24 protein-coding genes are annotated in these 23695 nt (G+C 70.8%); 9 read left to right on the plus strand and 15 right to left on the minus strand.

Annotated features, from left to right (window positions below; genetic code table 11):
- Positions 1-110: 110 nt before the first annotated feature.
- The 5 genes from JAN5088_RS04205 to JAN5088_RS19395 form a co-directional block, all read right to left on the minus strand.
- On the minus strand, positions 111-2762 hold the full coding sequence (locus tag JAN5088_RS04205; RefSeq protein ID WP_055681686.1) for an ATP-binding protein: 2652 nt from the start codon (positions 2760-2762) through the stop codon (positions 111-113).
- A 2-nt stretch (positions 2763-2764) separates the two neighbouring features.
- Positions 2765-3031 (minus strand): hypothetical protein, encoded by a 267-nt coding sequence (locus JAN5088_RS18540; protein WP_055681550.1) that lies wholly within the window; start codon positions 3029-3031, stop codon positions 2765-2767.
- Positions 3028-3282 carry a hypothetical protein gene (locus JAN5088_RS04215; protein ID WP_055681551.1) on the minus strand — a complete coding sequence of 85 codons (255 nt, stop codon included), beginning with the start codon at positions 3280-3282 and terminating at the stop codon, positions 3028-3030. Before JAN5088_RS04215 ends, JAN5088_RS18540 begins: the two co-directional genes overlap by 4 nt.
- A complete protein-coding gene (locus tag JAN5088_RS04220; RefSeq protein WP_055681552.1) occupies positions 3279-3692 on the minus strand; it encodes a response regulator transcription factor in 414 nt (137 codons plus the stop codon). The genes JAN5088_RS04215 and JAN5088_RS04220 overlap by 4 nt, the downstream gene beginning before the upstream one ends.
- 109 nt (positions 3693-3801) lie before the next feature.
- A complete protein-coding gene (locus tag JAN5088_RS19395) occupies positions 3802-5058 on the minus strand; it encodes a helix-turn-helix transcriptional regulator (RefSeq protein WP_055681553.1) in 1257 nt (418 codons plus the stop codon).
- A gap of 355 nt (positions 5059-5413) precedes the next feature.
- Here JAN5088_RS19395 and JAN5088_RS04230 point away from each other — a divergent pair, with 355 nt between their 5' ends.
- The 5 genes from JAN5088_RS04230 (at position 5414) to aat (ending at position 9587) form a co-directional block, all read left to right on the plus strand.
- The gene (locus JAN5088_RS04230) at positions 5414-5926 is read left to right on the plus strand and encodes a hypothetical protein (RefSeq protein WP_055681554.1); all 513 of its coding nucleotides are present in this window, start codon (positions 5414-5416) and stop codon (positions 5924-5926) included.
- A gap of 126 nt (positions 5927-6052) precedes the next feature.
- Positions 6053-6532: an acetyl-CoA carboxylase biotin carboxyl carrier protein gene (gene accB, locus JAN5088_RS04235; protein ID WP_055681555.1), complete on the plus strand. Its 480-nt coding sequence runs from the start codon at positions 6053-6055 to the stop codon at positions 6530-6532.
- Positions 6533-6539: 7 nt separating this feature from the next.
- Positions 6540-7886, plus strand: coding sequence for an acetyl-CoA carboxylase biotin carboxylase subunit (gene accC / locus JAN5088_RS04240; protein ID WP_055681556.1), 1347 nt, complete (start codon positions 6540-6542; stop codon positions 7884-7886).
- 58 nt (positions 7887-7944) lie between these two features.
- On the plus strand, positions 7945-8898 hold the full coding sequence (locus tag JAN5088_RS04245; RefSeq protein ID WP_055681557.1) for a hypothetical protein: 954 nt from the start codon (positions 7945-7947) through the stop codon (positions 8896-8898).
- Between the two features lie 44 nt (positions 8899-8942).
- A complete protein-coding gene (aat, locus tag JAN5088_RS04250; RefSeq protein WP_055681558.1) occupies positions 8943-9587 on the plus strand; it encodes a leucyl/phenylalanyl-tRNA--protein transferase in 645 nt (214 codons plus the stop codon).
- On the opposite strand, the gene JAN5088_RS04255 is transcribed toward aat, so the two are convergent.
- The 3 genes from JAN5088_RS04255 to JAN5088_RS04265 form a co-directional block, all read right to left on the minus strand.
- On the minus strand, positions 9548-9913 hold the full coding sequence (locus tag JAN5088_RS04255) for a DUF2155 domain-containing protein (protein ID WP_055681559.1): 366 nt from the start codon (positions 9911-9913) through the stop codon (positions 9548-9550). The two genes, aat and JAN5088_RS04255, sit on opposite strands and share 40 nt — an antisense overlap.
- The gene (locus JAN5088_RS04260; protein WP_055681560.1) at positions 9913-10290 is read right to left on the minus strand and encodes an NADH:ubiquinone oxidoreductase subunit NDUFA12; all 378 of its coding nucleotides are present in this window, start codon (positions 10288-10290) and stop codon (positions 9913-9915) included. The genes JAN5088_RS04255 and JAN5088_RS04260 overlap by 1 nt, the downstream gene beginning before the upstream one ends.
- Positions 10291-10368: 78 nt before the next feature.
- Positions 10369-10686 (minus strand): DMT family transporter, encoded by a 318-nt coding sequence (locus JAN5088_RS04265; RefSeq protein ID WP_055681561.1) that lies wholly within the window; start codon positions 10684-10686, stop codon positions 10369-10371.
- 110 nt (positions 10687-10796) lie between these two features.
- Between JAN5088_RS04265 and JAN5088_RS04270 the strand changes: the two genes are divergently transcribed.
- Both JAN5088_RS04270 and JAN5088_RS04275 read left to right on the plus strand, forming a co-directional pair.
- A complete protein-coding gene (locus tag JAN5088_RS04270; RefSeq protein ID WP_055681562.1) occupies positions 10797-12104 on the plus strand; it encodes an O-acetylhomoserine aminocarboxypropyltransferase/cysteine synthase family protein in 1308 nt (435 codons plus the stop codon).
- Positions 12105-12241: 137 nt separating this feature from the next.
- On the plus strand, positions 12242-14887 hold the full coding sequence (locus tag JAN5088_RS04275) for a hypothetical protein (protein WP_055681563.1): 2646 nt from the start codon (positions 12242-12244) through the stop codon (positions 14885-14887).
- Positions 14888-14890: 3 nt separating this feature from the next.
- Here the strand turns inward: JAN5088_RS04275 and JAN5088_RS04280 are convergent, their stop codons facing one another.
- Entirely contained in the window at positions 14891-15223 is a 333-nt protein-coding gene (locus tag JAN5088_RS04280) for an arsenate reductase family protein (RefSeq protein WP_055681564.1), read from the minus strand.
- A gap of 173 nt (positions 15224-15396) precedes the next feature.
- On the opposite strand from JAN5088_RS04280, the gene JAN5088_RS04285 reads away from it, so the two are divergent.
- On the plus strand, positions 15397-15606 hold the full coding sequence (locus tag JAN5088_RS04285; protein ID WP_055681565.1) for a cold-shock protein: 210 nt from the start codon (positions 15397-15399) through the stop codon (positions 15604-15606).
- Between the two features lie 351 nt (positions 15607-15957).
- On the opposite strand, the gene JAN5088_RS04290 is transcribed toward JAN5088_RS04285, so the two are convergent.
- The 5 genes from JAN5088_RS04290 to JAN5088_RS04310 form a co-directional block, all read right to left on the minus strand.
- The gene (locus JAN5088_RS04290) at positions 15958-16371 is read right to left on the minus strand and encodes a universal stress protein (RefSeq protein WP_055681566.1); all 414 of its coding nucleotides are present in this window, start codon (positions 16369-16371) and stop codon (positions 15958-15960) included.
- A 67-nt stretch (positions 16372-16438) separates the two neighbouring features.
- Positions 16439-18325 (minus strand): acyl-CoA synthetase, encoded by a 1887-nt coding sequence (locus tag JAN5088_RS04295; RefSeq protein ID WP_055681567.1) that lies wholly within the window; start codon positions 18323-18325, stop codon positions 16439-16441.
- A 103-nt stretch (positions 18326-18428) separates the two neighbouring features.
- Entirely contained in the window at positions 18429-20210 is a 1782-nt protein-coding gene (locus JAN5088_RS04300; RefSeq protein ID WP_055681568.1) for an ABC transporter transmembrane domain-containing protein, read from the minus strand.
- A 182-nt stretch (positions 20211-20392) separates the two neighbouring features.
- Positions 20393-21484: an extracellular catalytic domain type 1 short-chain-length polyhydroxyalkanoate depolymerase gene (locus JAN5088_RS04305; RefSeq protein WP_055681569.1), complete on the minus strand. Its 1092-nt coding sequence runs from the start codon at positions 21482-21484 to the stop codon at positions 20393-20395.
- Between the two features lie 21 nt (positions 21485-21505).
- Positions 21506-21922 carry a ribbon-helix-helix domain-containing protein gene (locus JAN5088_RS04310; protein WP_055681570.1) on the minus strand — a complete coding sequence of 139 codons (417 nt, stop codon included), beginning with the start codon at positions 21920-21922 and terminating at the stop codon, positions 21506-21508.
- 191 nt (positions 21923-22113) lie between these two features.
- Between JAN5088_RS04310 and JAN5088_RS04315 the strand changes: the two genes are divergently transcribed.
- Positions 22114-22410 carry a PRC-barrel domain-containing protein gene (locus JAN5088_RS04315; RefSeq protein WP_055681571.1) on the plus strand — a complete coding sequence of 99 codons (297 nt, stop codon included), beginning with the start codon at positions 22114-22116 and terminating at the stop codon, positions 22408-22410.
- Positions 22411-22490: 80 nt separating this feature from the next.
- On the opposite strand, the gene JAN5088_RS04320 is transcribed toward JAN5088_RS04315, so the two are convergent.
- The gene (locus tag JAN5088_RS04320; protein ID WP_055681572.1) at positions 22491-23519 is read right to left on the minus strand and encodes a glycosyltransferase; all 1029 of its coding nucleotides are present in this window, start codon (positions 23517-23519) and stop codon (positions 22491-22493) included.
- Positions 23520-23695: the final 176 nt, after the last annotated feature.

A 23695-nucleotide genomic window follows, 5' to 3' on the forward strand; every position in this document is an offset into this window, starting at 1 on the left:
AGAGGCTGATCGGCAGGCATGACATCCGGTTCGGGGGGAATCTGTGAACCCCTGTCTGCGCCATACGGGTTAACAAAATCTTGTCGCGGCGAAAGAACCTGCCCGCGCGGTCACTCCGCTGCCCGCGCCTCGGCCACCCTGCGCGGCAGGCGCACCCGGAACCGCGCGCCGTGCGGTCCGGGCAGATAGTCGATGCTGCCCCCCAGCCGCGCCACCACCTCGCGGCAGATGGCCAACCCGAGCCCCGCGCTGCCCGCCGCGGCCTGGTCGGTCAACCGCGCGAACTTCTCGAAGATCAGCGTCCGGTCGCCCGCCGCAATGCCGCTTCCGTTGTCGATGAAGTCGACGGCGATGCCGCGCCGTGACGGCGTGACCGCGATCCGCAACTCCGGCTCGGCCGCGTCGCAATACTTGGCCGCGTTGGTGATGAGGTTGATGAACACCTGCGCCAGCCGGTCGGGATCGGTCCGCAGGGCCACCGCCTCCGCCGCCGGGTCGCGCAGCAGGCGCAGCCCGGTGTCGCCCGACGCCACCACCGCCCGGTCGATCACCTGCCCCAGCATGACGTCGGCCGGGTGCAGCACCACCTGCCCCGATTCGAGGACGCTGAGGCTCAGCAGGTCGTCGAGCAGCCGCGTCAGGCGTTCGCTCTCCTCCTGGATGATGCCGATGTAGCGGGCGCGCTCCTTCGCCGGCAGGTCGCCGTCGGCGCGCAGGATCTCGGCGAAGGCCCGGATCGACGTCATGGGCGTCCGCAACTCGTGGCTCACCTGGCTCAGGAAGGCGTCGCGCTGGATGCCGAGCGCCGTGAGCTTGTCGTTCGCCTCGCGCAGCTCCCCCGCGGTGCGGGTCAGCTCGGCCGACTGGGCCTCCAGCCGGGCGGAGTAGTCCATGATCTGCGCCGTCTCGTCGGCCACGGCCAGCAGGTCCTCGACCGAAACGACGGCGTCGCCGGTGATGCCCGTCACCATGGCGTGCGCGGTCGCCGCGCCGACGGACCCCGCGAGGCGCTTCTCCAACCGCTCCAGCATGTCGGGCGTGGCCTCCGGAAGGTCCGACGGCCGGCCCTGCGCGCGCGCCTCTGCCGCGAACATCGCCTGCGCCGCCCGCGCGCCCAGGATGCGCTGCGCCATGACCAGAAGCTCCGCCGCCCCGGCCGTGCCCCGCCGGTGGCCCCGCGGCGCCGCCGCCCGGTCGAAGACCTGCACGAAGCGGGGGGCTTGCAGGCGTTCCATCGGCGTGGGCCGCGTCAACAGCGAGACGGTGCAGAAGACAAGCGTGTTGAACCCCAGCGACAGGATGACAGCCGACAGGAGCGGGTCGCCCGTCAGGCCGAACATCGCCTCCGGGCGCAGCCATCCGACGCCCGCGGGTCCAAGGGCCAGCAACTCCGGCCCCGCCAGCACCGGAACCAGCATCGTCCATCCCCAGATCGCGAAGCCCGTAAGGATGCCCGTCGCCGCGCCCAGCCGCGTGGCCCCCGTCCAGAACAGGCCGAACCCCAGCGCCGGCAGGACCTGCGCCATGCCGACGAAGGAAATGAGCCCGATGGACGCCAGCGACGATGTCCCCCCGGTGGCCAGGAAATACAGATACCCCATCACCAGCACGCCCAGGATCGACGCGCGCCGCGCCCGCAGGACGACGCGCCGCATGTCGCCCGCCCCCGTGACCCGCCCCCGCGTGGCCAGCCACAGCGGCATCACCACGTGGTTCGACAGCATCGTCGCCAGCGCGACCGAGGCCACGATCACCATGCTCGTCGCCGAGGAGAACCCCCCGAGGAACGCCAGCAGCGCAAGCCCCCCGCGCCCGTCAGCGAGCGGCAGCGTCAGGACGAACAGGTCGGGGTTCGCATGTCCGGGCATCAGCGCCAGCCCCGTGGCGGCGATGGGCACCACGAAGATGCACATGGCCAGCAGATAGGACGGAAAGGCCCAGCTCGCCGTGGCGAGATGGCGTTCGTCGGCGTTCTCGACCACCAGAACCTGGAACATGCGCGGCAGGCAGATGACGGCGGCCCCCGACACGAAGATCAGCCCCGCCCACCGCCCCGGCACCGCCGTCCAATCGGCGAGCGGCGATGCCGCGATGACCTCGCCCGTTCGCGCCAGCCCGCCGTTCAGACCCCAGACCACGAAGACCCCGATGGACATGAGCGCGATCAGCTTGACCACCGCCTCGACCGCGATGGCCGCGACGATGCCGTCGTGCCGCTCGTTCGCATCGAGGTTGCGGGTGCCGAACAGGATGGTGAACACGGCCAGCCCGCAGGCCACCCAGAGCGCCAGCCCCGCGGGGTCGGACGCATCGCTGCCGGGCGCGGCGAAGACCCCGAAGGACAGCGTGACCGATTGCAGTTGCAGCGCGATATATGGGGTCGTGCCCACGACGGCGAGCAGCGTGACAAGCACCGCGATCAGGTTCGACTTGCCGTATCGGCTCGACAGGATGTCGGCGATCGACGTGATCCGCTCCGCCCGCCCGATCCGCACCAGTTTTCGCAGGAACCACCACCAGCCGATGAAGACCAGCGTGGGGCCGAGATAGATCGTCATGAACTCCAGCCCCGACCGCGCCGCGTATCCGACCGCGCCGTAGAACGTCCAGGCGGTGCAGTAGATCGACAGCGACAGGGTATAGATGACCGGCCCGCGCAGCAGGCCGCTGCCCCGCGCCGCCTGACGCTCGCCCGCGAAGGCCACGAGGAACAGGAAGGCGACGTAAGCCAGGCACGCCGCGGCCAGCAGGTTGAACGTCAGCGTCACGCGCGGCGGTCCGGCGACATCGGCGGATCGCCTGCCGGATGGCCCGCCTCCCCTTCCCGCGCGAGCAGCCCGTCGAGCAGGGGCGGCGGCGACAGCAGCACGTCCGCCCGCGTCGCGCCGCGCTCGGGGTCGAGGATGCGCCGCGCATCCGCCATGGCCCGCCACAGGCGGCGGCGCACCTCCCGGTCACGCTCCACCGCCAGCCGCGCGCGCAATTCGGCCGCGAACCCGGCCCAGGCCGCGCGATGCCCCTCCGGCGTCATTCCCCGGCGCCGTCCGGCAGGTCGCGCAGATGCGCCTGCGCCAGCCACAGCGCCAGCCCGATCAGGATGAGCCAGGACGCGAACAGATAGCGCAGCCAGGGCAGCGTCGCCCCGCTCCCCCCGTCCGACAACACGAGGTCCGGTGCCACGAACAGCACCGCCCCGAGGAACGGCAGCATCCGCAGGGCATCGGCCCGCCGGGCACGCCCCTCGGCGCGGCGCTGCGGGGCGGACGCCGCGCCGTCCGTCATACCGGGTCCGGCGGCGCGGCCGATCCGGCCAGCACGCGCACCGCGTCGACCAGTTCCCGGTTCGAGAACGGCTTGGTCATGAAGCGGCTCGCCCCCAGGGCCTCGGCCCGCTCCCGGTCCTTGGTCTGGCCCTTGGCGGTCAGCATCAGCACCGGCAGGTCGGGCCGCGCTCCTGCCCGGATGCCGCCCAGCACGTCGAACCCCGACTTCCCCGGCAGCATCACGTCCAGCACGACGACGTCGGGCCGGTGCCGCTCCACCGCCGCCAGCGCGGTCGTCCCGTCGCCATGGGTCGAGACGCGCCATCCCTCACGCTGCAGGATGAAGGCGATGGCCGTGGCGATGTTCTGCTCGTCCTCGATCAGGAGGACCCGGCCGCCCGGCGGCTGCGATGACGTCTGCCTGTTCATGCCCGGCCTCCCCTCCGGTCACGTCTGCACCGGAGTTTCGGGGCAGCGCGCACCAATGTCCAGCACGGCCTTCCCTGCCGCGACGACAGGATCCGGGGCCGCACCCCGCTCAGCTTCCGCGCCCCGACAGGACCGAAGGCTCCCGCCGTGCCGCGCAACCCTCGCGCGGGCAGACGCGGCAGCCCGGCCCCACCGGGTCCGCCGCCCCCTGCATCCCCACGCGCGTCAGCAGCATCGTGGCGCGCATCACCGCCATGCCGCCGAAGGTCTGCGGCGCCAGGGGGGCCGCGACGGCATGGGCCCGCCACTGGGCGCCGTCGGGCGTCTCGACCGTCGTGGCGACGGGGCGGCCCGGCTGGCCCAGGGCCGCGAACACCGGCCAGAGCGGGCACCCCGCCCCCACCACCGGCAGCGCGAAGCCCGCCACCGGCTTGCGCCGCACCAGCGCGCCCGAAGCGTCGGCCACCACCAGTCCCCTCCCCGGATCGACGATGCCCATCCGCCGCAGGACCAGCGCCATGTCACCCCCGGCCGCCGCAATCAGGTCGTCCGGCTCCGTCGCCGCCAGAACGGCTGCGACGGGCAGGCGCGCGGCATCTTCCGCATCCCGGGCCAGCACCTCGGCCGCCATGGCGCGGGCCGCGGGGTCGTCGATCCCGGCCACCAGATCGGGGATGGCGGCTGGTCCGTTCGTCTCCAGCGCGTCGAACCTGTGGCCGTGGGCGTCGAGGAACCGCGACACCGCCTCGGACGGCAGCAAATGGTCGGCCCCCCGCGACGCCTGTCGGTCGAACAGCGCGACCATCGCCTCCGCGCCGTCGGCCAGGCGGCGGCTGTCGGCGTCGAGATTGGCGTGGAACCGGCCCAGCCAGTTGCGGTCGATGCCGGGCGTCTGCGCCAGGATCGACGCGGTGGACCGGACCACCGAGACCGTGGACAGAAGCTCGTGCATGGCATCGGCCAGCGTCGGGTCGTGCGACAGGCGGTCGGCCATCGCCTCGATGGTGCGGGCCTGCGCGGCCATCGCCTCCGCCTGCGCCGCGATCACCCGGCCCCATTCGGGGAACCGCCGCGCGAGGTCGCCCGCATCTTCCAGCGCGCGCGGCGCGATGCCCCGCGCGGCCCCCGCCGCCTCCACCGCCGCCACCAGCGCGGCGTCCCCGTCCTCCGCCAGCGCCGCCCGGTCGACGTCCAGCGCCTCGGCCAGCCGCGTCAGCAGGCCGCCGCCGATGGCCCGCCGGTTGTGCTCGATCAGGTTGAGGTAGCTGGGCGAGATGCCCGCTCGCGCCGCCAGGTCGGTCTGCTTGACCGACAGCGACAGGCGCCGCTCCCGGATGCGGCTGCCGGTGGGGACGTGACGGGTCATGCGGCCTCCCTGCCCCGGCGGCACCGCACTGTTGACGCGGGCCGCTGCCACCTTCTTTACAGAAAAAACCCGCCCCCTCCGGGCCTTGCGGCGGCGTTTGACCGGATCCTGCCCCGCCGGCGGCTTCCGCGTCAAGACCGCCGCACGACCCGCCGTCCTCCACCGGGACGGGGCGATTGCAGGGTTAGCCACGTGTTAACGCTGTCTGAATCTTGCCCCGGTATGACCGCGTTGCCGCCATGATGGCGGGACATCCTCATGCCGGGTGGGGGCTTCTTGCGAAGATGAGAGGTCCACGATGAGCCTTCTAGGTATCCTCGGACTATCCCCATGGCTCTCCGGAAAATCCGGCGGCATGGGCAACACCAGAGAACCGACCGGCGCGGCCTCCGCGTCGGGCGATACGTCACAGGCTGCCGGCGGCAGCGCGGCATCGGGCGGCGGTACCGCCGCGGGCGGCGGCGCCCCCGCGGAACAGGCGACCGCAGCTTCGCCCGCGGCGCAGGTACCCGCCGCGGCGGCGCCGCCCCGCGTGGCCGCCATCGTGCAGCCGGGCGCGGCACGTGCCGGCCAGACGGCGGCGGCGCTCCGGCCCGGTGGCGATGGCGGCGACACTGTCGTGCGCGCGCGCGAAAGCCTGGACGACGCGCAGCGGCTCGACCGCGCGCTGGCCGCAGAAGTGGCCACCGATGCCGACGAGGCACGGGCCCGCCGCTATGCCGAGGCCGCTCAGAACCGCCTGATCGCGCAGGAGCTGCTGTCGCGCCTGCCGGTCCCAGTGGAAGCCATGCCCAGCCTCGGCGCCGAGGTGGAGCGCGTAGTCGAAGCCCGCGCACCGCGGCAGCCCGCCGTCGACCGCGCCGCCTGACAACTTGCGGCGGGGCCGGGAAACCGGCCCCGCCCTTCGCGCACGGCGTCCGTTCCGGCGCGCGCAGGTGCTTCCCCTCCGGCCGTCAACGCGGTAAGCGCGGAAAAACACGCAGCGGAGATGGCAATGACCAACACCCACGACAGCGACGTCGCCTTCATCAGGGCACTGGCCGAGCTTCTGCGCGAGAACGACCTGACCGAACTCGAGGTCAGCCGCGAATACGGAGAGGACGACGCCCTGAACGTGCGCGTCGCCCGACAGCTGGTCGCGGCCCCCGCGCCCTCCGCCCCCGTCCAGGTCTCGGTCCCCGCGCCCAGCGCCCCCGCCGCCACGGCACCCTCCGCTCCGCAGGAAGACCCTGCGCAGGACCCCGGCGCCGTCAGCTCGCCCATGGTGGGCACGATCTACCTCGCCTCCGAACCCGGCGCGGCGCCTTTCGTGCAGGTGGGCGACAGCGTGGCCGAGGGCCAGACCCTCCTCATCGTCGAGGCGATGAAGACCATGAACCAGATCCCGTCCCCCCGCGCCGGCACCGTCAAGCGCATCCTCGTCGAGGACGGCGCCCCCGTCGAATACGGTGCCCCCCTCGTGATCCTGGGATAGGCGCGAGATGTTCAAGAAAATCCTCATCGCCAACCGCGGCGAGATCGCCCTGCGCGTCGTCCGTGCCGCGCGCGAGATGGGCGTGGCCACCGTTGCCGTCCATTCGACCGCCGACGCCGACGCGATGCACGTCCGCATGGCCGACGAATCGATCTGCATCGGCCCCGCGCCCAGCAGCCAGTCCTACCTGTCGATCCCCGCCATCGTCTCGGCCTGCGAGATCACGGGCGCCGAGGCGATCCATCCCGGCTACGGCTTCCTGTCGGAGAACGCGGCCTTCGTGCAGGTTCTCGAAGATCACAACATCACCTTCATCGGTCCCTCGGCGGAACACATCCGCGTCATGGGCGACAAGATCACCGCCAAGGACACCATGCAGAAGCTGGGCGTCCCCTGCGTGCCCGGCTCGGACGGCGGCGTGCCGACGCTGGAGGATGCGCAGCGCATCGGAGCCGAGATCGGCTATCCCGTCATCGTCAAGGCGACGGCCGGCGGGGGCGGCCGCGGCATGAAGTTGGCGAAGACCGCCGCCGAGATGGAGACCGCCTTCCGCACCGCCCGCGCCGAGGCCAAGGCCGCCTTCGGCAACGACGAGGTCTATCTGGAGAAATACCTCACCACCCCCCGCCATATCGAAGTTCAGGTCTTCGGCGACGGCAAGGGCCGCGCCGTCCATCTGGGCGAGCGCGACTGTTCCCTGCAACGCCGCCACCAGAAGGTGCTGGAGGAGGCGCCCGGCCCCTCCATCACGCCCGAGCAGCGCGCCGAGATCGGGCGTACCTGCGCCGAGGCCGTGGCGCGCATCGGCTACTCCGGCGCGGGCACGATCGAGTTCCTGTACGAGGACGGCGAGTTCTACTTCATCGAGATGAACACCCGCCTTCAGGTCGAACATCCCGTGACCGAGGCGATCTTCGGCGTCGACCTCGTGCGCGAGCAGATCCGCGTCGCCGCAGGCGAGGAAATGTCGTTCCGACAGGAAGATCTGCGCATCGAAGGCCACGCCATCGAGGTTCGGATCAACGCCGAGAAGCTTCCGTCCTTCTCCCCCTCGCCCGGCAGGATCACGCAGTATCACGCGCCTGGCGGGTTGGGCGTGCGGATGGATTCGGCGCTCTACGACGGATACCGCATCCCACCCTACTACGATTCGCTGATCGGCAAGCTCATCGTGCACGGCCCCGACCGCCCCGCCGCCCTGGCGCGCCTGCGTCGGTCGCTGGGCGAATTGATCATCGACGGTGTGGATACCACCATTCCGTTGTTCTTCGACCTGCTCGACAATCCGACGATCCAGGCGGGCGACTACAACATCCATTGGCTGGAAAAGTGGCTGGAGCGGAACCTCGGGTAAGAACCGGCGACGGGTTCGGACGTTTCAAAAACAGGCGCGAATGTGATAGGCTGACCTCATGACCGTGAAGCTGCGACTGCCGGGAATGCCCATGCCTGACCCGTTCCGCCATGCCCTGCGGTCGCTCGCGCTCTGCCTTTCCCTGGGTGCCGGTCCCTCCGCCGCGCAGGACGCGGATTGCCGGCTCGGGCCCGCGGATGTCGGCCAAATCTCCCTCGACACCGCCTGCGCGCTCGAACGCGCCGGCTGGGACGTTCCGCCGTACGATGCCCGGACGCAGCAGAACATCGTCATCGACGGCGCGGGAAACCGCATCGACGTAATCGGGGGCAGCTTCACCGTTTTCTGGAACGGCGACAGCAGGCGGGTGGACGGGCGCGGGCGCGACTGGAATCTGCTGGGCGTGATGCTGGGCGACCGGTCCGACACGGCCGCCGTCGCCGCTTTCGACCGCGCGGGCATCGTCCTCCCCGACCCGGTTACAAGCGACATGCCGCCCGCCCCCGCGACTTCGGGTGTCGAGACGGCGTTGAACGATATCCTCGCCGGCGATCCCGTCACGCTGGGCCAGGCGCAGATGGTCGCGGCACTGCATTGGGCGGGGGGCTTTTCGATGGGGTGCGGCGTCACGCCGCTCGATGGCCTTCGGCAAGTATCCGGCGCTTTCCGCACCGCCGCCATCGGCGGCCTGTCCGCGTTCGGCAGCGGCTTCGCGCCGCAGGCGTCCCGCGCGCTTTCGGAAGCGGATGCCGTGCTCCTGCCGCCCTGCAAGGGGAACGCCGTCCGTTACCTCAACACGCTCGACGAAAGCCTTGCCCTGACCTTTCGGGCAATGGCCGACACGCCCTTCATGCGCGGCTGCGATCTGGGCGCGGGCCGCTGCCGCTGCGCCTTCGCGGCGCTCTCGCTGTATCATGACGACCTCGCCACGCGGCCTTATGACCCCTCGCTGTTCGGACGTCGGGGCGGGGAGGACTCGTCGCGCGCGCTGGGCGTCTCCTCCTGCCGCTAGAGCACCCGCTTCCCCTCGCCCGCTCCCCCGCCTATCTTCGCCCCATGCCGCGCGACACGACCGAGATCACCTCCGACCTGCTGCTGAGCGCCTATGCCTCGGGCGTCTTTCCCATGGCCGAGCGGCGTGACGATCCTGACATCTTCTGGGTCGATCCCCGCCGCCGGGGCATCCTGCCGCTCGACGGGTTCCGCATGTCGCGCAGCCTGTCGCGGGTGATCGGGCGCGGGCGGTTCGGGGTGACGTTGAACGCCGACTTCGCGGGGGTCCTCGACGGTTGTGCGGATCGGGAGGAGACCTGGATCAACCCCGGGATCGCCGCGCTCTACGCCGATCTGCACGCGCGCGGCTTCGCCCATTCGCTCGAAATCTGGGATGGCGAGGTGCTTGCCGGCGGTGTCTACGGCGTCACGCTGGGGGCGGCATTCTTCGGCGAGTCCATGTTCTCGCGCCGCACCGACGCCTCCAAGGTGGCGCTGGCCTACATGGTCACGCTGCTGCGGCGGCAGGGGTTCATGTTGTTCGACACGCAGTTCCTGACCGATCACCTCGCCTCTCTGGGGGGCATCGAGATCACGCGCGCAGCCTATCACGACCGCCTGCGCGACGCGCTGGCGCGGACGGCGCGTCTGGAAGGACCCGTTCCCGATCAGTCTGCGGTCAGGCACCTCAGAAGCCAGACGTCATAGCGCCGGTTCTCCAGCGCGTTCAGCGCGGGCGACGATGCGACCATCCAGCCCGCGAACAGCTCCTTCACCTCGCGCGCGTTCACGACCTGGATCAGGCCGAAGGCGTCGCCTGTGGGGTTGTTCGCCGGATATCGGCATTCGTGCAGCGTCACCTGCAACGGCCCGTAAGCCATGGTCTGGCCCACCTCCATCTCGACGTCGATCACCTCGCCCGACGTCTTGTCGAGCGTCCGCAGCACGGCCCCGATGCCGTCGCCCGTCTGCACCGCCTGCGCGCCGGCGCCGGACGCAAGGCAGGCGAGCAGCGTTGCAAGGGCCGCGCGCATCACTCGGGCTTCCACGCCTCATAGTCGCGGGCGGGCTTCACGTCGGCCCGGCGCAGCGATCCCTTGCGGAAGAACGCCTCCTCCGTCCCGGTCATGTTGGGCTGATAGGGCTTTTCCCAGACCTGCCGGACCAGCGGGTCGCGCGTCGGCGGCAGGGCGAACGTATGGTGCAGCCAGCCGTGCCATTCGGGCGGCACCCGGCTTGCGTCGTTGTCGCCCACGTACCAGACCCAGCGGCGGCTGTCGTAGGCGTTGCGGTAGTAGACGTTGCCCAGCTCGTCCTCGCCCACCTTGTTGCCCTTGCGGCGGGTCCAGAGCGCGGTGCCATAGCTCTGCCCGTTCCACCATCCGAACATGCGTGTCAGAAATCCGGCCATGTCGTTCCTCCGCAGGTGTCCGGCCCCCGTCCTACACCCCCCGCGCGCGCGGTCAAGGTTGCGGCGGCGGCCGCCCCGTCAACCCGCCGATGCCTTCAGCCCTGCGACCCCGGCCACGATCAGCCCCGCCGACAGGGCCTTGGTCACGGTCATCGCCTCGCCCAGCCAAAGCCAGCCCAGCACGACGGTGCCCAGCGTGCCCACCGCCGTCCAGATCGGATAGGCCACCGACACGGGCAACCCCCGCATCGCCAGCGTCAGAAGACCCATGCCCAGCACGACGCTGACCACGGTGACGCCGCTGGCCAGGGGGCGCGTGAACCCCTCGGACAGCTTCATCGACATCGCGAAGGTCACCTCGAACACGGCGGCGAGGGCAAGATAGATCCAGGCCATGGGCACTCCTCTGCGCAGACGGCGGGACCCTGCCACGCTCTGGCGCGATTGCCCACTGGCCGTCGTGGCGCGGCGTCTGTATCCTGCCGCCGACCGCAGGGGAGGGACCGATGACCGGAACGCGTACACTAGGCTTCGAGACGCTGCAGATCCACGCGGGCGCCCGCCCGGATCCGGCGACGGGGGCGCGGCAGACGCCGATCTACCAGACCACGGCCTATGTCTTCCGCGACGCGGAACATGCGGCCGCCCTGTTCAACCTGCAGGAGGTCGGCTTCATCTACTCCCGCCTGACGAACCCCACCGTCGCCGTGCTTCAGGAACGCATCGCCACGCTGGAAGGCGGGGCCGGCGCGGTCTGCTGTTCCTCGGGGCACGCCGCACAGATCATGGCGCTGTTCCCGCTGATGCGGCCGGGATGCAACATCGTGGCCTCGACGCGCCTTTACGGCGGAACGGTCACGCAGTTCAGCCAGACCATCAAGCGCTTCGGCTGGTCCGCGCGCTTCGTCGACTTCGATGACCTCGACGCGGTCCGCGACGCCATCGACGACGACACCCGCGCGATCTTCGGCGAAGGCATCGCCAACCCCGGCGGCTGGGTGATGGACGTGCGCGCCGTGGCCGACGTGGCCGACGCCGCGGGCCTGCCACTCATCATAGACAACACGACCGCCACCCCCTACCTGATGCGCCCGATCGAGATGGGGGCCACGCTGGTCGTCCATTCGCTGACGAAATACCTGACCGGCAACGGCACCGTCACAGGCGGCTGCGTGGTCGACTCGGGCACCTTTGACTGGTCGGCCTCGGGCAAGTTCCCCTCCCTCTCGGAGCCGGAGCCGGCCTATCACGGCCTCAAGTTCCACGAGACCTTCGGCGCCTTGGCCTTCACCTTCCACGGCATCGCCGTGGGCCTGCGCGACCTCGGGATGACGCTGAACCCCCAGGCCGCGCATTACACCCTGATGGGGGTGGAAACCCTGTCGCTGCGGATGGACCGCCACGTCGCCAATGCCGAGAAGATCGCCGCCTGGCTCGAAAAACACCCCGCCGTCGCGCATGTGACCTATGCCGGCCTGCCTTCGTCGCCCTGGCACGACCGGGCGAAGGAGGTCTGCCCCAAGGGCGCGGGCGGCCTGTTCACCTTCGCGCTGAAGGACGGCTACGACGCCTGCGTCCGCTTCATCGACAGCGTCGAGATCTTCAGCCACGTCGCCAACCTGGGCGACACGCGCAGCCTCGTGATCCATCCCGCGTCCACCACCCACCGTCAGCTTTCGCCCGAGCAGCAGATCGCCGCGAACGCGGGCCCGGACATCGTGCGCGTCTCGGTCGGGATCGAGGATGCGGACGACCTGATCGCCGACCTGGATCAGGCGCTGACGCGCGCGGCGGGCAAGGCGGCGGCGGAATAGGCGGGTGCCTGCCCGGCCGCGCAACCCCGCCTTCGCGGGTGGGGTCCGCCACCTTTCCATGGGCGGCAAGCTGCCATAGACTCCGCTTCGACCCTACGTCCCGCTTCGGGGCGGCACACCCATGCTAGGCGGGCCGCATGACACCTCAGATCGCCCTTGATCTCTCCCTCGACGGCATCATCGTGCTGTCGCGCGCCCCCGACGGACCGGACCACGGCAAATGGTGGCGCGAAGGCATGGTGCGGCTCGACGCGCCCGACCTGCCCGACGCGCTGGCGCGGTTGCGCGACCGTTGCGTCGCCCGCGTGGGCGAGGATTTTGCGTCGATCCTGGTCCTGCCGGACAGCCAGCTCATGTTCACTTCGCTGGAGCGCGACGACCGCGACCCCAAGGTGACGATCCGGTCGCTCCTGCGCGGACGGACCCCTTACGACGTCGAGGATCTGAGCTTCGACTACGTCGAACGCGGCGACCGGTTGCAGGTGGCCGTGGTGGCGACCGAGACGCTGGCCGAGGCCGAGGCCTTCGCCGCCGATCACGGCTTCCGTCCCGTGGCCATTATCGGCAACCCCACGGACGCGATCTATCCGGGGATTCCCGATTTCGGCACGACCTCGCTGGCCCGCGACCTGCTGGGCGGGGCCCGCCTTGCGCTCGACCTGGGCGACGGCATCGCCGCCGTGCCCGCCCCCGACGTACCCGGTGCCGACGTGCCCGGTGCCGAAGCCAAGGTCCCGGTAGAAAAGCCCGAGGCCGAGCTCCAGGCCCCGCCCCCCGCGGACCCCGAACCGCAGGCGCCGGAACCCGAGCCCGAGCAGACCCCTGCCCCGACGGAACCGGACCCCCAACCACAGCCGGAGGGCGAGAAACCCGCCCTTCGCATCGTTCGCGACCCCGCGACGACCGCCGCCGACGTGACCCCCCCGGCCCGGTCGGTGGAGGAGCCGATGTTCGCCCGCCCCGCGCGGCCCGCGCCGCCCCCCGGCCCGCCCACGCCCGCCTTCAGCAGTCGGCGCAAAGGGTCGAACGGCGACCGGGCGGCGGACGATCCGAAGGTCACGCGGATCGCCCCGCGCCTGTCTGCCCCGGTCGTTCCTGTCGATGATCCCGAACCGCTGGACGACACCCCCCTGCCCGATCTCGACGCCCCCGTCGCGCCGCCGCGCCCGAAGCTCGCGCCGGTCGATGCGCTGGACGACATGGCGGCGGTAATGGGCGGGTCGCTGATGGGCGATGGCAAGCCGTCCGAGAAGCACAGGGGCGGCGGCACCCTCGCCGCACGCGCGTCGGGTTTCGGCCGACGGCTGGGCAGGCGCGAAGGAACGGCCCGGACCCCTCCGGCGGAGGACGACGCGATCGCCCTGGCTCTGCCGGGCCTCGCACGCGAACAGGCGTCGCAGGCCGGTCGGGGCGCTTCGCGGCGCTGGCTCTACGTCGTGGCGGCGCTTTTGCTGGTGCTGGGTGCCCTGGCGTTCTGGCTGCTGGGCGACAGGCCCGACGACGCCGCTCCCGCAGGCGTCGTCCCCGCCGAAACGGCGGCGCCCGAAGATACCGATACGACCCTTCTGCTGCCGGACAGCAGTCAGGCGGGTGCTCGGCGCGACACCGCCGATGCGGGGCAGGCGGATCCGCCCCTGCCTGTCGTGCCGCTGCCCGTCGTGCCGCTGTCCGATCCGCAGGCCGACGCTTTGCGGACCATCGCCGCCGCGCGCGACCGCGCGACGGGCGACGCGCCCGTCATCGGCACCGGCCCCGCGCCACAGGACATCGGCGACGTCTACGTCGCCTCCATCGACCCCGTGGTCTTCGACGGCGACGCCGTAGCGCTGCCCCGGATGCAGCCGCCCACCGACGCCTTCGCGCCCCAGACCGTCCCCGCCCCGGCGGGCACCGCGTTCGACACGAACGACGACGGCCTGGTCGTGGCGACGGAGGCCGGAACGCTCGCGCCCGGCGGATACCGCGTGGTGGCCGGACGGCCCGACATCCAGCCCCGTGTCCGGCCGGAGGAAGCGGGCACCGCCGAGACGGCCAGCCGCACCGCCGAGGACGAGGCGCGGCGCATCATCCTGTCGCGTGTGCGTCCCGCGCCCAGACCCGACGATGCCTCCGAACAGATCGAGCGCGCGGCCTTCAGCGGCCTGAGTCGCGCCGAGATCACCCGCACCCGTCCCGAGCAACGCCCCGACCGGGTTGTCGCCGCCGCAGCTGCCGCGCAAGCCGCATCGGACGCCGCTGCCCAGGCCGCATCGGAGGTCGCGGAGGAGGAAGCGCTCGCCGCCATCGAGGCCGCGACCGCCGCCGCCGCCGCGTCGCTCGCCAACGCTCCGCAGGTGCAGGTCGCGCCGGCCGGGCCGTCGTCCGGCCTTGCCCTCGCGCGGTCGGTCCGCCCGGGTGCCCGGCCCCGGGCGGTGGAGCAGGCCGCCGCCCGCTACGTCACCGCCCGGCGAGAGCAGGCCGCTGCCGCGGGCGCCAGCACGGCGAGCCAGCAACCCGCGGCGACCAGCGCCGACCAGGGCCGCCAGACCGTCCGGTCCGCCGGCGGCAGCGTCGCGCGCGCGGCCACCCAGTCGAACGCCTTGCGCATGCGCGAGATGAACCTGATCGGGGTCTACGGCCAGCCGCAGGCCCGGCGGGCGCTGGTGCGGATGCCGAACGGCCGCTACGTCAAGGTCAAGGTGGGCGACCAGCTCGACCGCGGGCGGGTGACGGGGATCGGGGAAAGCGAACTCAGCTATCAGCGGGGAGGGCGCAGCACGGTGCTGCGGATGCCCCAAGGCTGAATGTCAGAGGCCGAGCGTCGCCCGCGTCGCGGGTGTCCAGCCGAGGTGCAGGGTGCCGTCCGGCATCTCGACCACCGGCCGCTTCACCAAGGTCGGATGCGCGGCCATCAGGGTGACGGGGTCGGCGCGCCTTTCGTCCGCATCCAGACCGCGCCAGGTCGTCGAGCGGGTGTTGAGCAATGCGGGCCCGAGCGTGGCGCGCCAACGCGCGATCCCGGCGCGGTCGGGCGGGTCGTCGCGCAGGTCGCGCAGGCGGACGTCGTGGCCCGCCCCCTCGAGCGCGCGCAGGGCGCGGCGGCAGGTGTCGCAGGCGCGCAGGCCGTGCAGGGTGATCATCCATCGTCCTTTCGCCGGATTTTCACGTTGTGCCCGCGCCTCTTGACGTTTTCAACGCGGACGTTAGCTCGATTGTCGTGTTGGGCGGTCGGATGCGGACGGCAGACCCCGGGCCGCCCATGCGCCACGCCGCCGCGATGGTGCGGGCGGGACGAGAGTTGGGAGGCACGGGAATGGCGACCGGCACCGTGAAATGGTTCAACACGACGAAAGGGTTCGGCTTCATCGCGCCCGACGATGGTGGAAAGGACGTGTTCGTCCACATCTCCGCCGTCGAGCAGGCCGGGTTGACCGGGTTGCGCGACAACCAGAAGGTCCAGTTCGAGATGCGCGAAGGGCGGGACGGACGGGCATCGGCATCGGACCTGGTCGTCCTGGACTGACGACCGCCGAGCGGAATGAGACAGACGGGACGCCTGCGAAAGCGGGCGTCTTTTTCGTTGCGGGCAACGAAACGCGGGGCCGGTCGGACCATGCCGCCGGATGGCCCGGATGCTCGGGGTCGGGCGTCCTGTGCCCGATGGGAGGAAAACCGGCGCCGCGCCCGGATGGGCGGGCGGGTCCTGTCCGGGGTGCGCGCACTGCGATACGCGGCCCCGTCGTCCTGCCCCCGTGGTTGACCACGGGTTGCCGGGGATGTCCCGGCGATGCCGGCGGGCAAGTCGTGACCCGTCGTCGTCCAATCGCTAGCCCGGCCGTTCTGGGGCCGAGCAGTTAACGAAGGGTGAACCCCGTCAGCGGACGACGAAGACCGACATGGGCGCGTGCTGCGCGACATGGGCGGCGTTGCCCTTGAACCAGTTGTCGGCCATGCCCGGGACGTGGGTCGCCATGACCACCAGATCGACGTCGCGGTCCCTGGCCGCCTGCACGAGCTTGTCGCGCAGGTCGATGGAGGGATCGTGCGAGACGATGGTCTCGGAGTCGACCGGCAGGCCGTGGAGCGCATGCTGGCCGTCGGCGAAGGCGCGCAGGCGGGTGGCGAATTCCTCCGGGTTGCGGCCCGCGGGGCCGGGCACCGTCGGGGCCACGCCCACATAGATCAGCGTGGCGCCGTTCGGCTTGCCCAGCGTCACGGCCGTGTCCAGCGCACGGGTCAGCTTGTCGGCATGGGCGAGGTCCACCGGAACCAGGATGCGATCGTACATGGCCATCTCCTTGCTTTCGCGGCGATGGTAACGTGGCCGGCCCGGGGGGTGCAACCGGAGGGCCGCGTCAGCCCCATTCCCAGGGCCGGGTGTAATGCCCCATGACGGCGGCGACATCGGCATCGGTGGCCTCGCCCGTCCGCTCCAGCTGCGCGACGAGACCGCGCTTCTTGTCCTCGATCACGCGGGCCACGCGGGCATTCACCCCGGCCTCAGTCAGGGCCGCGTCATAGACGCGGGCGATGGCCAGGCGGCGCAGGTCGGGCTTGAAGACCTTGCCCACGGCGGTCTTGGGCAGTTCGTCCATGATCTCGATGTACTTGGGCCGGGCGGCGCGTTCGTGGACGTGGTCGCGGCAGTAGTCGATCAATTCCTCCGGGGTGGCCGTCGCCCCGGCGACCAGTTCGACGTAGGCGCAGGGCAATTCCCCCGCGAAGGCATCGGGCTGGCCGATGGCGCCCACGACGGCGACGGCGGGGTGGCCGGCCAGCGCCTCCTCGATCTCGGCGGGGTCGATGTTGTGGCCGCCGCGGATGATGAGGTCTTTGGCCCGCCCGGTAATCCAGAGATAGCCGTCGGCGTCGATCCGGCCCAGGTCGCCCGTCCGCAGGTAGCGGTCGTGGTGGAACAGGTCGTGGTTCTTGTCGACCTCGGTGTAGGTCGAGCCGGCATAGACGCCGGGGCTGGCCACGCAGATCTCTCCCACCTCGTCCACGGCACATTCGACGGGACCATCGCCCTTGGACCGCAGGATCTTCACCTCGGTGTGCATGAAGGGGATGCCGACCGAGCCGATCTTCTTCTCGCCGTCGGGCGGGTTGCAGGAGACGAGGCAGGTCGCCTCGGTCAGGCCGTAGCCTTCGACGACGGTGACGCCGGTGGTCTTCTCGAACCGCTTGAACAATTCGATCGGCAGGGGGGAGGAGCCGCAGAAGGCGGTCTTGACGGATTCGATATCGGCATCGACGGGACGCTGCATCATGGCGGACATGGCGGTGGGCACGGTGATGAGGAAGGTGATCTTCCACCGCTCGATCAGCTTCCAGATGTTGTCGAAGACGCCTTCCCCCCGATAGCCCTGCGGCGTCGGGAAGACGACATGCGCGCCCGAGGCCACGGCGGCCATCAGGATGACATGGCAGGCGAAGACGTGGAACAGCGGCAGCGGGCAGAGGATGTTGTCGCGTTCGGTGAACAGAAGGCGATGGCCGATCCAGCCGTTGTAGATCATCCCCGAATAGAGGTGCTGCGCCACCTTGGGCATGCCCGTCGTGCCGCCCGTGTGGAAATAGGCGCCGATCCGGTCGCCCGCGCTGTCGTCGAAGGTCAGGCGGTCGGCGGGCTGCCGGGCGAGTTCGGCGGTGAAATCCAGCACGCGGGCCTTGTGCTCCACCCGCACCTTCGGACGCATCAGCGGCACGACCAGACGCTTGATGCCGGTCAGGTAGCGGTGGAGATCGACCTCCAGCACTGTCTCGACGCCGGGGGCGAGGCGGACGGCCTCGGCCACCTTCTGCGCCACGTCGGTCTTGGGGAAGGCGCGCAGGGTGACGACGACGCGGGCCCGCGTCTCGCGCAGGATGGCGGCGATCTGCTCGGGGTCGAGCAGCGGATTGATGGGGTTGGCGATGCCCGCGACCATGCCGCCCAGAAGGACGGTCGCGCATTCGGTGCAGTTGGGCAGGACATAGGCCACGGTGTCCGTCTCGGAGACGCCCAGGCTTCGGAACAGGTTGGCGGCCTGCGTGACCTGGCCGTGGAACTGCGTCCAGGTCAGGGTCTCGGCCGGGTCGCCGGGACCGGAAAAGAGCTGGTAGCTGATCGCCGGGCGGTCGCCGTGGGCGTCCTTCGTCTTGCTCAGCAGGCCGTAGATCGTGGCCGCGGGCTGCGCCTTTTCCCAAGGCTCGGCGGCCGCGATGTCCAGGATGTCCTGCTTGGTGGCGAACGATGCCATGGTCCCCTCCCTCAAGGCCGGGGCTCCTCTCCCCGGTTCATTGGCGGCAGGATGCGCGACGGGGGGCTGCGACGCAAGGCGGACGCTGCGGGAGGGTGAACGCCTATTCCGCCGCCATGCCGTCGGTGAATTGCAGGCGGGCGAGGCGCGCGTAGAGGCCGCCTTGCGCCACCAGCTCGTCGTGGGTGCCCTGGGCCGCGATGGCGCCGTCCTGCATGACGACGATCCGGTCGGCCTGTTTCACCGTGGCCAGCCGGTGTGCCACGATGATCGTGGTGCGGCCCTTGGCCAGTCGCGACACGGCGTCCTGCACGGCGCGCTCGGATTCCGCGTCGAGGGCCGAGGTCGCCTCGTCCAGGAGCAGGACCGGGGCGTCGCGCAGGATGGCGCGGGCGATGGCGATGCGCTGCTTCTGCCCGCCCGAGAGCATGACGCCGCGTTCGCCCACGTAGGTGTCGTAGCCCTGCGGCAGCGCGGTCAGGAAATCGTGGGCGGCGGCGGCGCGGGCGGCGATCTCGACGGCCTCGTCGGTGGCGTCGGGATTGCCGAAGCGGATGTTGTCGCGGGCAGAGGCGGCGAAGATCACCGGGTCCTGCGGCACAAGCGCAATGCGGTGGCGCAGGTCGGTGCGGGCCAGGTCGCGCAGGTCGGTGCCGCCCAGCGAGACGGTGCCTTCGTCGGGGTCGTAGAAGCGTTCGAGAAGCTGGATCACGGTGGATTTGCCCGCCCCGGAGGGTCCGACGAGGGCCACCGTCTCGCCCGGTGCGACGGTCAGGGTGATGCCGTTCAGGGCCTTGACCTCGGGGCGGGTCGGATAGCGGAAGCTCACGTTGTCGAAGGCCACCGTCTCGCCCTTGGGCAGGGGCGCGGGGGTGGCGGGGTCGCGGACGTCGTCCTCCACCTCCAGAAGTTCGATGAGGCGTTCGGTGGCGCCGGCGGCGCGCTGAAGCTCGCCCCAGATCTCGGACAGGGCGGCGACGGAGCCTGCGACCATGATGGCATAGATGAGGAACTGGATCAGCTCGCCGATGGACATGACATCGGCCCGCACGTCCCGCGCCCCGATCCAGAGGACGCCGACCACGCCGCTGAACACCAGAAGGATCACGATGACGGTCATCACCGCGCGCACCCGGATGCGCTGTCGGGCCGAGTCGAAGGATTTCTCGGTCACGTCGTCGAAGCGGCGCGCGGCCTCGCCCTCGTAGGTGTAGGCCTGCACCGTCTGCGCCGAGAGGAGCCATTCGGAGGCCCGGCCGGAGGATTCGGCGATCCAGTCCTGGTTCTCGCGGCTGAGCTTGCGCAGGCGGCGGCCCAGAACGATGATCGGGACGATCACGGCGGGCACCAGAAGCAGCACCAGCCCCGACAGTTTCGGCGTGGTCCAGAGCATCAGCGCAAGGCCGCCCGCGAAGATCAGCACGTTGCGCAGCGCGACCGAGACCGAGGAGCCGATGACCGACAGCAGAAGCGTCGTGTCGGTGGTGATGCGCGACAGCACCTCGCCCGTCAGGATGCCGTCGTAGAAGTTGGGCGACATGGCGATCATGCGCGCGAAGACCGACTTGCGGATGTCGGCCACCACCCGTTCGCCCAGTCGCGTCACGAGGTAGTAGCGCAGCCCCGTGCCCACGGCGAGAAGCGCGGCGATGGCCAGCGCGCCGGCGAAATACTGGTCGAGAAGCTGCGTCTCGCCGGTCTGGAATCCATCGACCACGCGGCGCACGGCAAGCGGCAGGACAAGCGACACGCAAGCCGTCAGGATCAGCGCGCCGATGGCCGCGGCCACCATGCCCAGGTGTGGGCGGAAGAACGGAACCAGCGCGCGGAGGCTGCCGATCTGCTTCGACCGTTCGCGGTCGGCTGCGTTCGCGATGTCGGCCATGCGACCCCTCTTTCCGGCTCGGGCGGACAGGCGACGCCGGGCCCCTTTCGGGGGAACACCGGCCGGATGCCATCGCCGTGCCAGCACCATGGACCCGCCCCGACGAAGACGGGCGGCTCCGTCGGGGTGGGTCTATGCAAAGGGCCGCGCGACTACAAGGTTCGCGGCGCGGGCGCGTGGCGTCAGGTCGCGGGCCGGGCAGGGTCGAGGAAGAAGCGCACCATCTGGGCGCTCGCGTCCGGCCCGGCGGCGTCGGTATGGCTGCCGCCCGGGCGGCCGCCGGACCAGGCGTGGCCCAGCCCCTCGACCACCCAGTGTTCCGTGAGCGGCGTGCCGTCGGCATCCGCCGTGACGTTGCGGCGATAGCGTCGCCCGCCCGCCTGCCCCGCGTCGTCGGTCGAGACGGTCACGTCGGGCCCGTGCCGCCCGGCGCCCCGCGCGATGGCGGCGCCGTTCGACGGATGCACCGTGGTGTCGGCGGTTCCGTGGAAGACGATGGTCCGCAGGTCCGAGGTGCCGGATGGCGGCGTCTGCTCCGCACCCTGCCCCGACATCGCCGCGAAGGCGGAGGCCACGTCGCTGGCCGCGCCGAAGGGCAGGCCGGAGTGCGCGCCGACGGCGGCGAAGATGTCCGGGTAGGTCTCGCCGAGGATCACCGCCATGGCCGCGCCCGCCGACAGGCCAGCGACGAACGTCCGGTCGCGGGTGACGCCGTGTTCCGCCATGGCGGCGCGCGCCATGATGGCGAGAATCTCGGGCTCGCCCCGGTCGCGGCGCTGGTCGCCCTTGCTGAACCAGTTCCAGCAGGACTGCGCGTTCGCCCCCCGCGCCTGCGCCGGATAGACGACGACGAAGCGGTGGGTCTCGGCCAGGGCGTTCATGCCGGTGCCTTTGGCGAAGTCCTGCGGGTTCTGCGTGCAGCCGTGCAACATCATCACCACGCCGGTCACGCCCCGGGCGGCCGAGGCGGGGATGTAGGTCAGGCAATCGCGGCTGCCGCTCTGGCCCGTGAAGGTGTCGGTCCGCAGGACGGCGCCGTCGGGGATGGGATCGGCGGGCGCGGCCGGCGCGCCGCCCAGTCCCGCCTGTGCCAGGGCACGGGCGATGGTCCCCTGCACGTCGTGCGGGGCCTGGGGGGCCGCGCCCTCACCAGATGTTCCGGGCAGCAGGCCGTGCTGCGCTAGGGTCCGGCGGACGAGATCGCCCGCGGCGTCGAGGCGCGAGCCGCGCGTGTCGTCGGCCGGGCGCGGGGCGCCCGTGAAAAGATGGTCCATGTGGAATTTCCTTTGGGGGTGTCAGCCGATCCTGTCGGCAAGGGCGTTTCTGATTTCGGGGCTGGCCTGAAGGGCGCCCAGCACGGTGATCGAACCGATGGTCTGCAAGGCCAGTTCGGGGGTGACGTCCGACGCGATCCGGGCGAGGCCCACGACCTTCACGTGCAGCATCTCGCCCGCGTCGCGAAGGGCTTCGAGGTCGGCGCGGGTATAGTCGCGCAGGCCAAGCTCCATCGTGTGTCGCGCGACGGTCTGGCGCACCACCTCGCCCTGCGCGTCGATCTGGTTGCGGATGGCGGTACGGATGAAGTCGCTGCGGTTGGAGTAGAAGCCTTCCTGCACCAGCAGGTCGATGCGTCCCAGATCGACGAAGCCGAGATTGATCGTGATCTTTTCGTTTTCAGGCAGCTTGTCGTGAAGACGGGTAATCTTGCTCATGTGTTTCTCCATCCGTATGGATGGTATATGGATGGTAAAGGTCGGATGGCAAGGGGGAACCTGTCCGGAAGCCGGGCACGGTCCGAAGGGCCGGGGCGGCATTTCGCCGACGGCCGGGGGAAACCGGAACCCAATGCGCAGACCACGGGTTGATGGGGCAGAGCAAAACAAGGACCCCAAGGAGGTTTTTAATGGATCATTCCAAGCACATGCCGCTTCGCCCCGACGAGATGACCGAGGCGAACCTGAAAGGTGCCAACGTCTATGGCCCCGACGATCACGATATCGGGACGGTGTCCCACCTGCACGGTTCCGGCCAGACGGCCCGCGCGGTCGTGGACGTGGGCGGCTTCCTCGGGCTCGGCGCCAAGCCCGTCGCCCTGGATTCCTCGCGTTTGAATTTCATGCGTGACGAGAATGGCAAGGTCCACGCGACGACGATGATGACGAAGGACGAGTTGAAGAACCTGCCCGAGCATCACGACTGATCAGGGACCGCCCCGACGTGAACGCCCCCGGCGCCCCACGGTGCCGGGGGCGTTTTGCTGTCCGGCATGCCCTGTCGGGGTCAGTCCACCCCCGCCGTACGGCCATCTGCCAGCATTGCGCCCATGACGTCGCGCCAGCGTCGCGTGACGGAGGCGAGGCGGAAATCGTCCCGCATCCGCACCTCGGGCGGGGTCGCGCGCCAGGTCCGCACACGCTCCAGCAGGAGGTCGGTCCGGTGGCCGTCGACAAGCTGCGCCGGGCCGCTCGCCACCTCGTCGTTGGCGCCGAGACCGCGGTGGAGGAGCGCGGGCGTGCCGACGGCGTTCGCCTCGGCGATGACGAGGCCGAAGGTTTCGGCAAAGGTGGTCTGGGGGTAGAACAGGCAGAGCGACCGACGCATCTGCGCCAGCAGGGCCGGGTGATCCAGCCGCCCGAGGAACCGGACCCCCGCGGGCACAGGTCCGGTATCCCATTTCAGATACCCGGGATCGGCGACGTGGAGCACAAGGTCCGGAAGGTGGGTTCGCAGGGCGGCGAACTGGCCGAAGACCTGCTGCAGGCCCTTGTGAGGGGAACTGGCGAACAGCAGGCGGTTCGGATCGCGGGGCGTGGCGTCGGGGTGCAGGTCGTCGGCCACGGGGTTGTGGATATGCGCGAGGCGCGGCAGCGGGCCGGGCGACAGGAAGTCGCGGAAGCTGTCCGCATGGCTGCGCGAGACGCAGATCACGTCGATGCCCGCCTCGGTCAGCGCGGCTCCCATGCGCCGGTTGTGGCGGCCGGGGTGGACGTGCAGCCAGAGCGCGATGGGCCTGCCGGGGTGGAACCGGCGCAAGCGGCAGGCGACCTTCCACGAGTTGACGACGAGGAAGGCCGCGGCGGCATCCGGGGCGTAGGCTTCGGCCAACGGGTGCCGCGTCACATGAGCGACGCGGTCACTCTGCTCGCAGGGTTTCTGGAACAGGGCGAAGGCGTGGTCGGAAGACAGGGCCGCAACGATGCGGGCGACGGTCGCCTCGGTCCCGCCGATCCCGTCGGCGTCGTCGAAACCGGGCGCATAGGGCACGGCGCAGCAGGGATCGACGATGCCGATGGCCGCGCGGGGCGTCATCGCAATGCCCGCCTGGTCCGTGCGGCGCCCGAGGGGACGGCCACCCCGGCCGGATTGCCCTCCCGACGGGCTTGTCGAGACCGGCTGCCGTCCGAGTCAACAGTGTGACAGGTCATCACCGGCATCCCGAACCGCTCGGTAGGATGATCCTGCAGCACATGCGACCGAACGATTTC

Origin of the sequence: Jannaschia rubra (assembly GCF_001403735.1) — a bacterium.
Classification (GTDB): domain Bacteria; phylum Pseudomonadota; class Alphaproteobacteria; order Rhodobacterales; family Rhodobacteraceae; genus Jannaschia; species Jannaschia rubra.

Bases quoted from the DNA above. Each gene is read 5' to 3' on its own strand.
- aat (WP_055681558.1), top strand. From the start codon at position 8,943: ATGCCGCGCGACACGACCGAGATCACCTCCGACCTGCTGCTGAGCGCC.
- JAN5088_RS04320 (WP_055681572.1), bottom strand. From the start codon at position 23,519: ATGACGCCCCGCGCGGCCATCGGCATCGTCGATCCCTGCTGCGCCGTG.
- JAN5088_RS19395 (WP_055681553.1), bottom strand. From the start codon at position 5,058: ATGACCCGTCACGTCCCCACCGGCAGCCGCATCCGGGAGCGGCGCCTG.
- JAN5088_RS04305 (WP_055681569.1), bottom strand. From the start codon at position 21,484: ATGGACCATCTTTTCACGGGCGCCCCGCGCCCGGCCGACGACACGCGC.
- JAN5088_RS04310 (WP_055681570.1), bottom strand. From the start codon at position 21,922: ATGAGCAAGATTACCCGTCTTCACGACAAGCTGCCTGAAAACGAAAAG.
- JAN5088_RS04285 (WP_055681565.1), top strand. From the start codon at position 15,397: ATGGCGACCGGCACCGTGAAATGGTTCAACACGACGAAAGGGTTCGGC.
- JAN5088_RS04215 (WP_055681551.1), bottom strand. From the start codon at position 3,282: ATGACGGACGGCGCGGCGTCCGCCCCGCAGCGCCGCGCCGAGGGGCGT.
- JAN5088_RS04255 (WP_055681559.1), bottom strand. From the start codon at position 9,913: ATGCGCGCGGCCCTTGCAACGCTGCTCGCCTGCCTTGCGTCCGGCGCC.
- JAN5088_RS04220 (WP_055681552.1), bottom strand. From the start codon at position 3,692: ATGAACAGGCAGACGTCATCGCAGCCGCCGGGCGGCCGGGTCCTCCTG.
- JAN5088_RS04260 (WP_055681560.1), bottom strand. From the start codon at position 10,290: ATGGCCGGATTTCTGACACGCATGTTCGGATGGTGGAACGGGCAGAGC.
- JAN5088_RS04245 (WP_055681557.1), top strand. From the start codon at position 7,945: ATGACCGTGAAGCTGCGACTGCCGGGAATGCCCATGCCTGACCCGTTC.
- JAN5088_RS04280 (WP_055681564.1), bottom strand. From the start codon at position 15,223: ATGATCACCCTGCACGGCCTGCGCGCCTGCGACACCTGCCGCCGCGCC.
- JAN5088_RS04290 (WP_055681566.1), bottom strand. From the start codon at position 16,371: ATGTACGATCGCATCCTGGTTCCGGTGGACCTCGCCCATGCCGACAAG.
- JAN5088_RS04295 (WP_055681567.1), bottom strand. From the start codon at position 18,325: ATGGCATCGTTCGCCACCAAGCAGGACATCCTGGACATCGCGGCCGCC.
- JAN5088_RS18540 (WP_055681550.1), bottom strand. From the start codon at position 3,031: ATGACGCCGGAGGGGCATCGCGCGGCCTGGGCCGGGTTCGCGGCCGAA.
- JAN5088_RS04265 (WP_055681561.1), bottom strand. From the start codon at position 10,686: ATGGCCTGGATCTATCTTGCCCTCGCCGCCGTGTTCGAGGTGACCTTC.
- accB (WP_055681555.1), top strand. From the start codon at position 6,053: ATGACCAACACCCACGACAGCGACGTCGCCTTCATCAGGGCACTGGCC.
- JAN5088_RS04275 (WP_055681563.1), top strand. From the start codon at position 12,242: ATGACACCTCAGATCGCCCTTGATCTCTCCCTCGACGGCATCATCGTG.
- JAN5088_RS04315 (WP_055681571.1), top strand. From the start codon at position 22,114: ATGGATCATTCCAAGCACATGCCGCTTCGCCCCGACGAGATGACCGAG.
- accC (WP_055681556.1), top strand. From the start codon at position 6,540: ATGTTCAAGAAAATCCTCATCGCCAACCGCGGCGAGATCGCCCTGCGC.
- JAN5088_RS04270 (WP_055681562.1), top strand. From the start codon at position 10,797: ATGACCGGAACGCGTACACTAGGCTTCGAGACGCTGCAGATCCACGCG.
- JAN5088_RS04300 (WP_055681568.1), bottom strand. From the start codon at position 20,210: ATGGCCGACATCGCGAACGCAGCCGACCGCGAACGGTCGAAGCAGATC.
- JAN5088_RS04230 (WP_055681554.1), top strand. From the start codon at position 5,414: ATGGGCAACACCAGAGAACCGACCGGCGCGGCCTCCGCGTCGGGCGAT.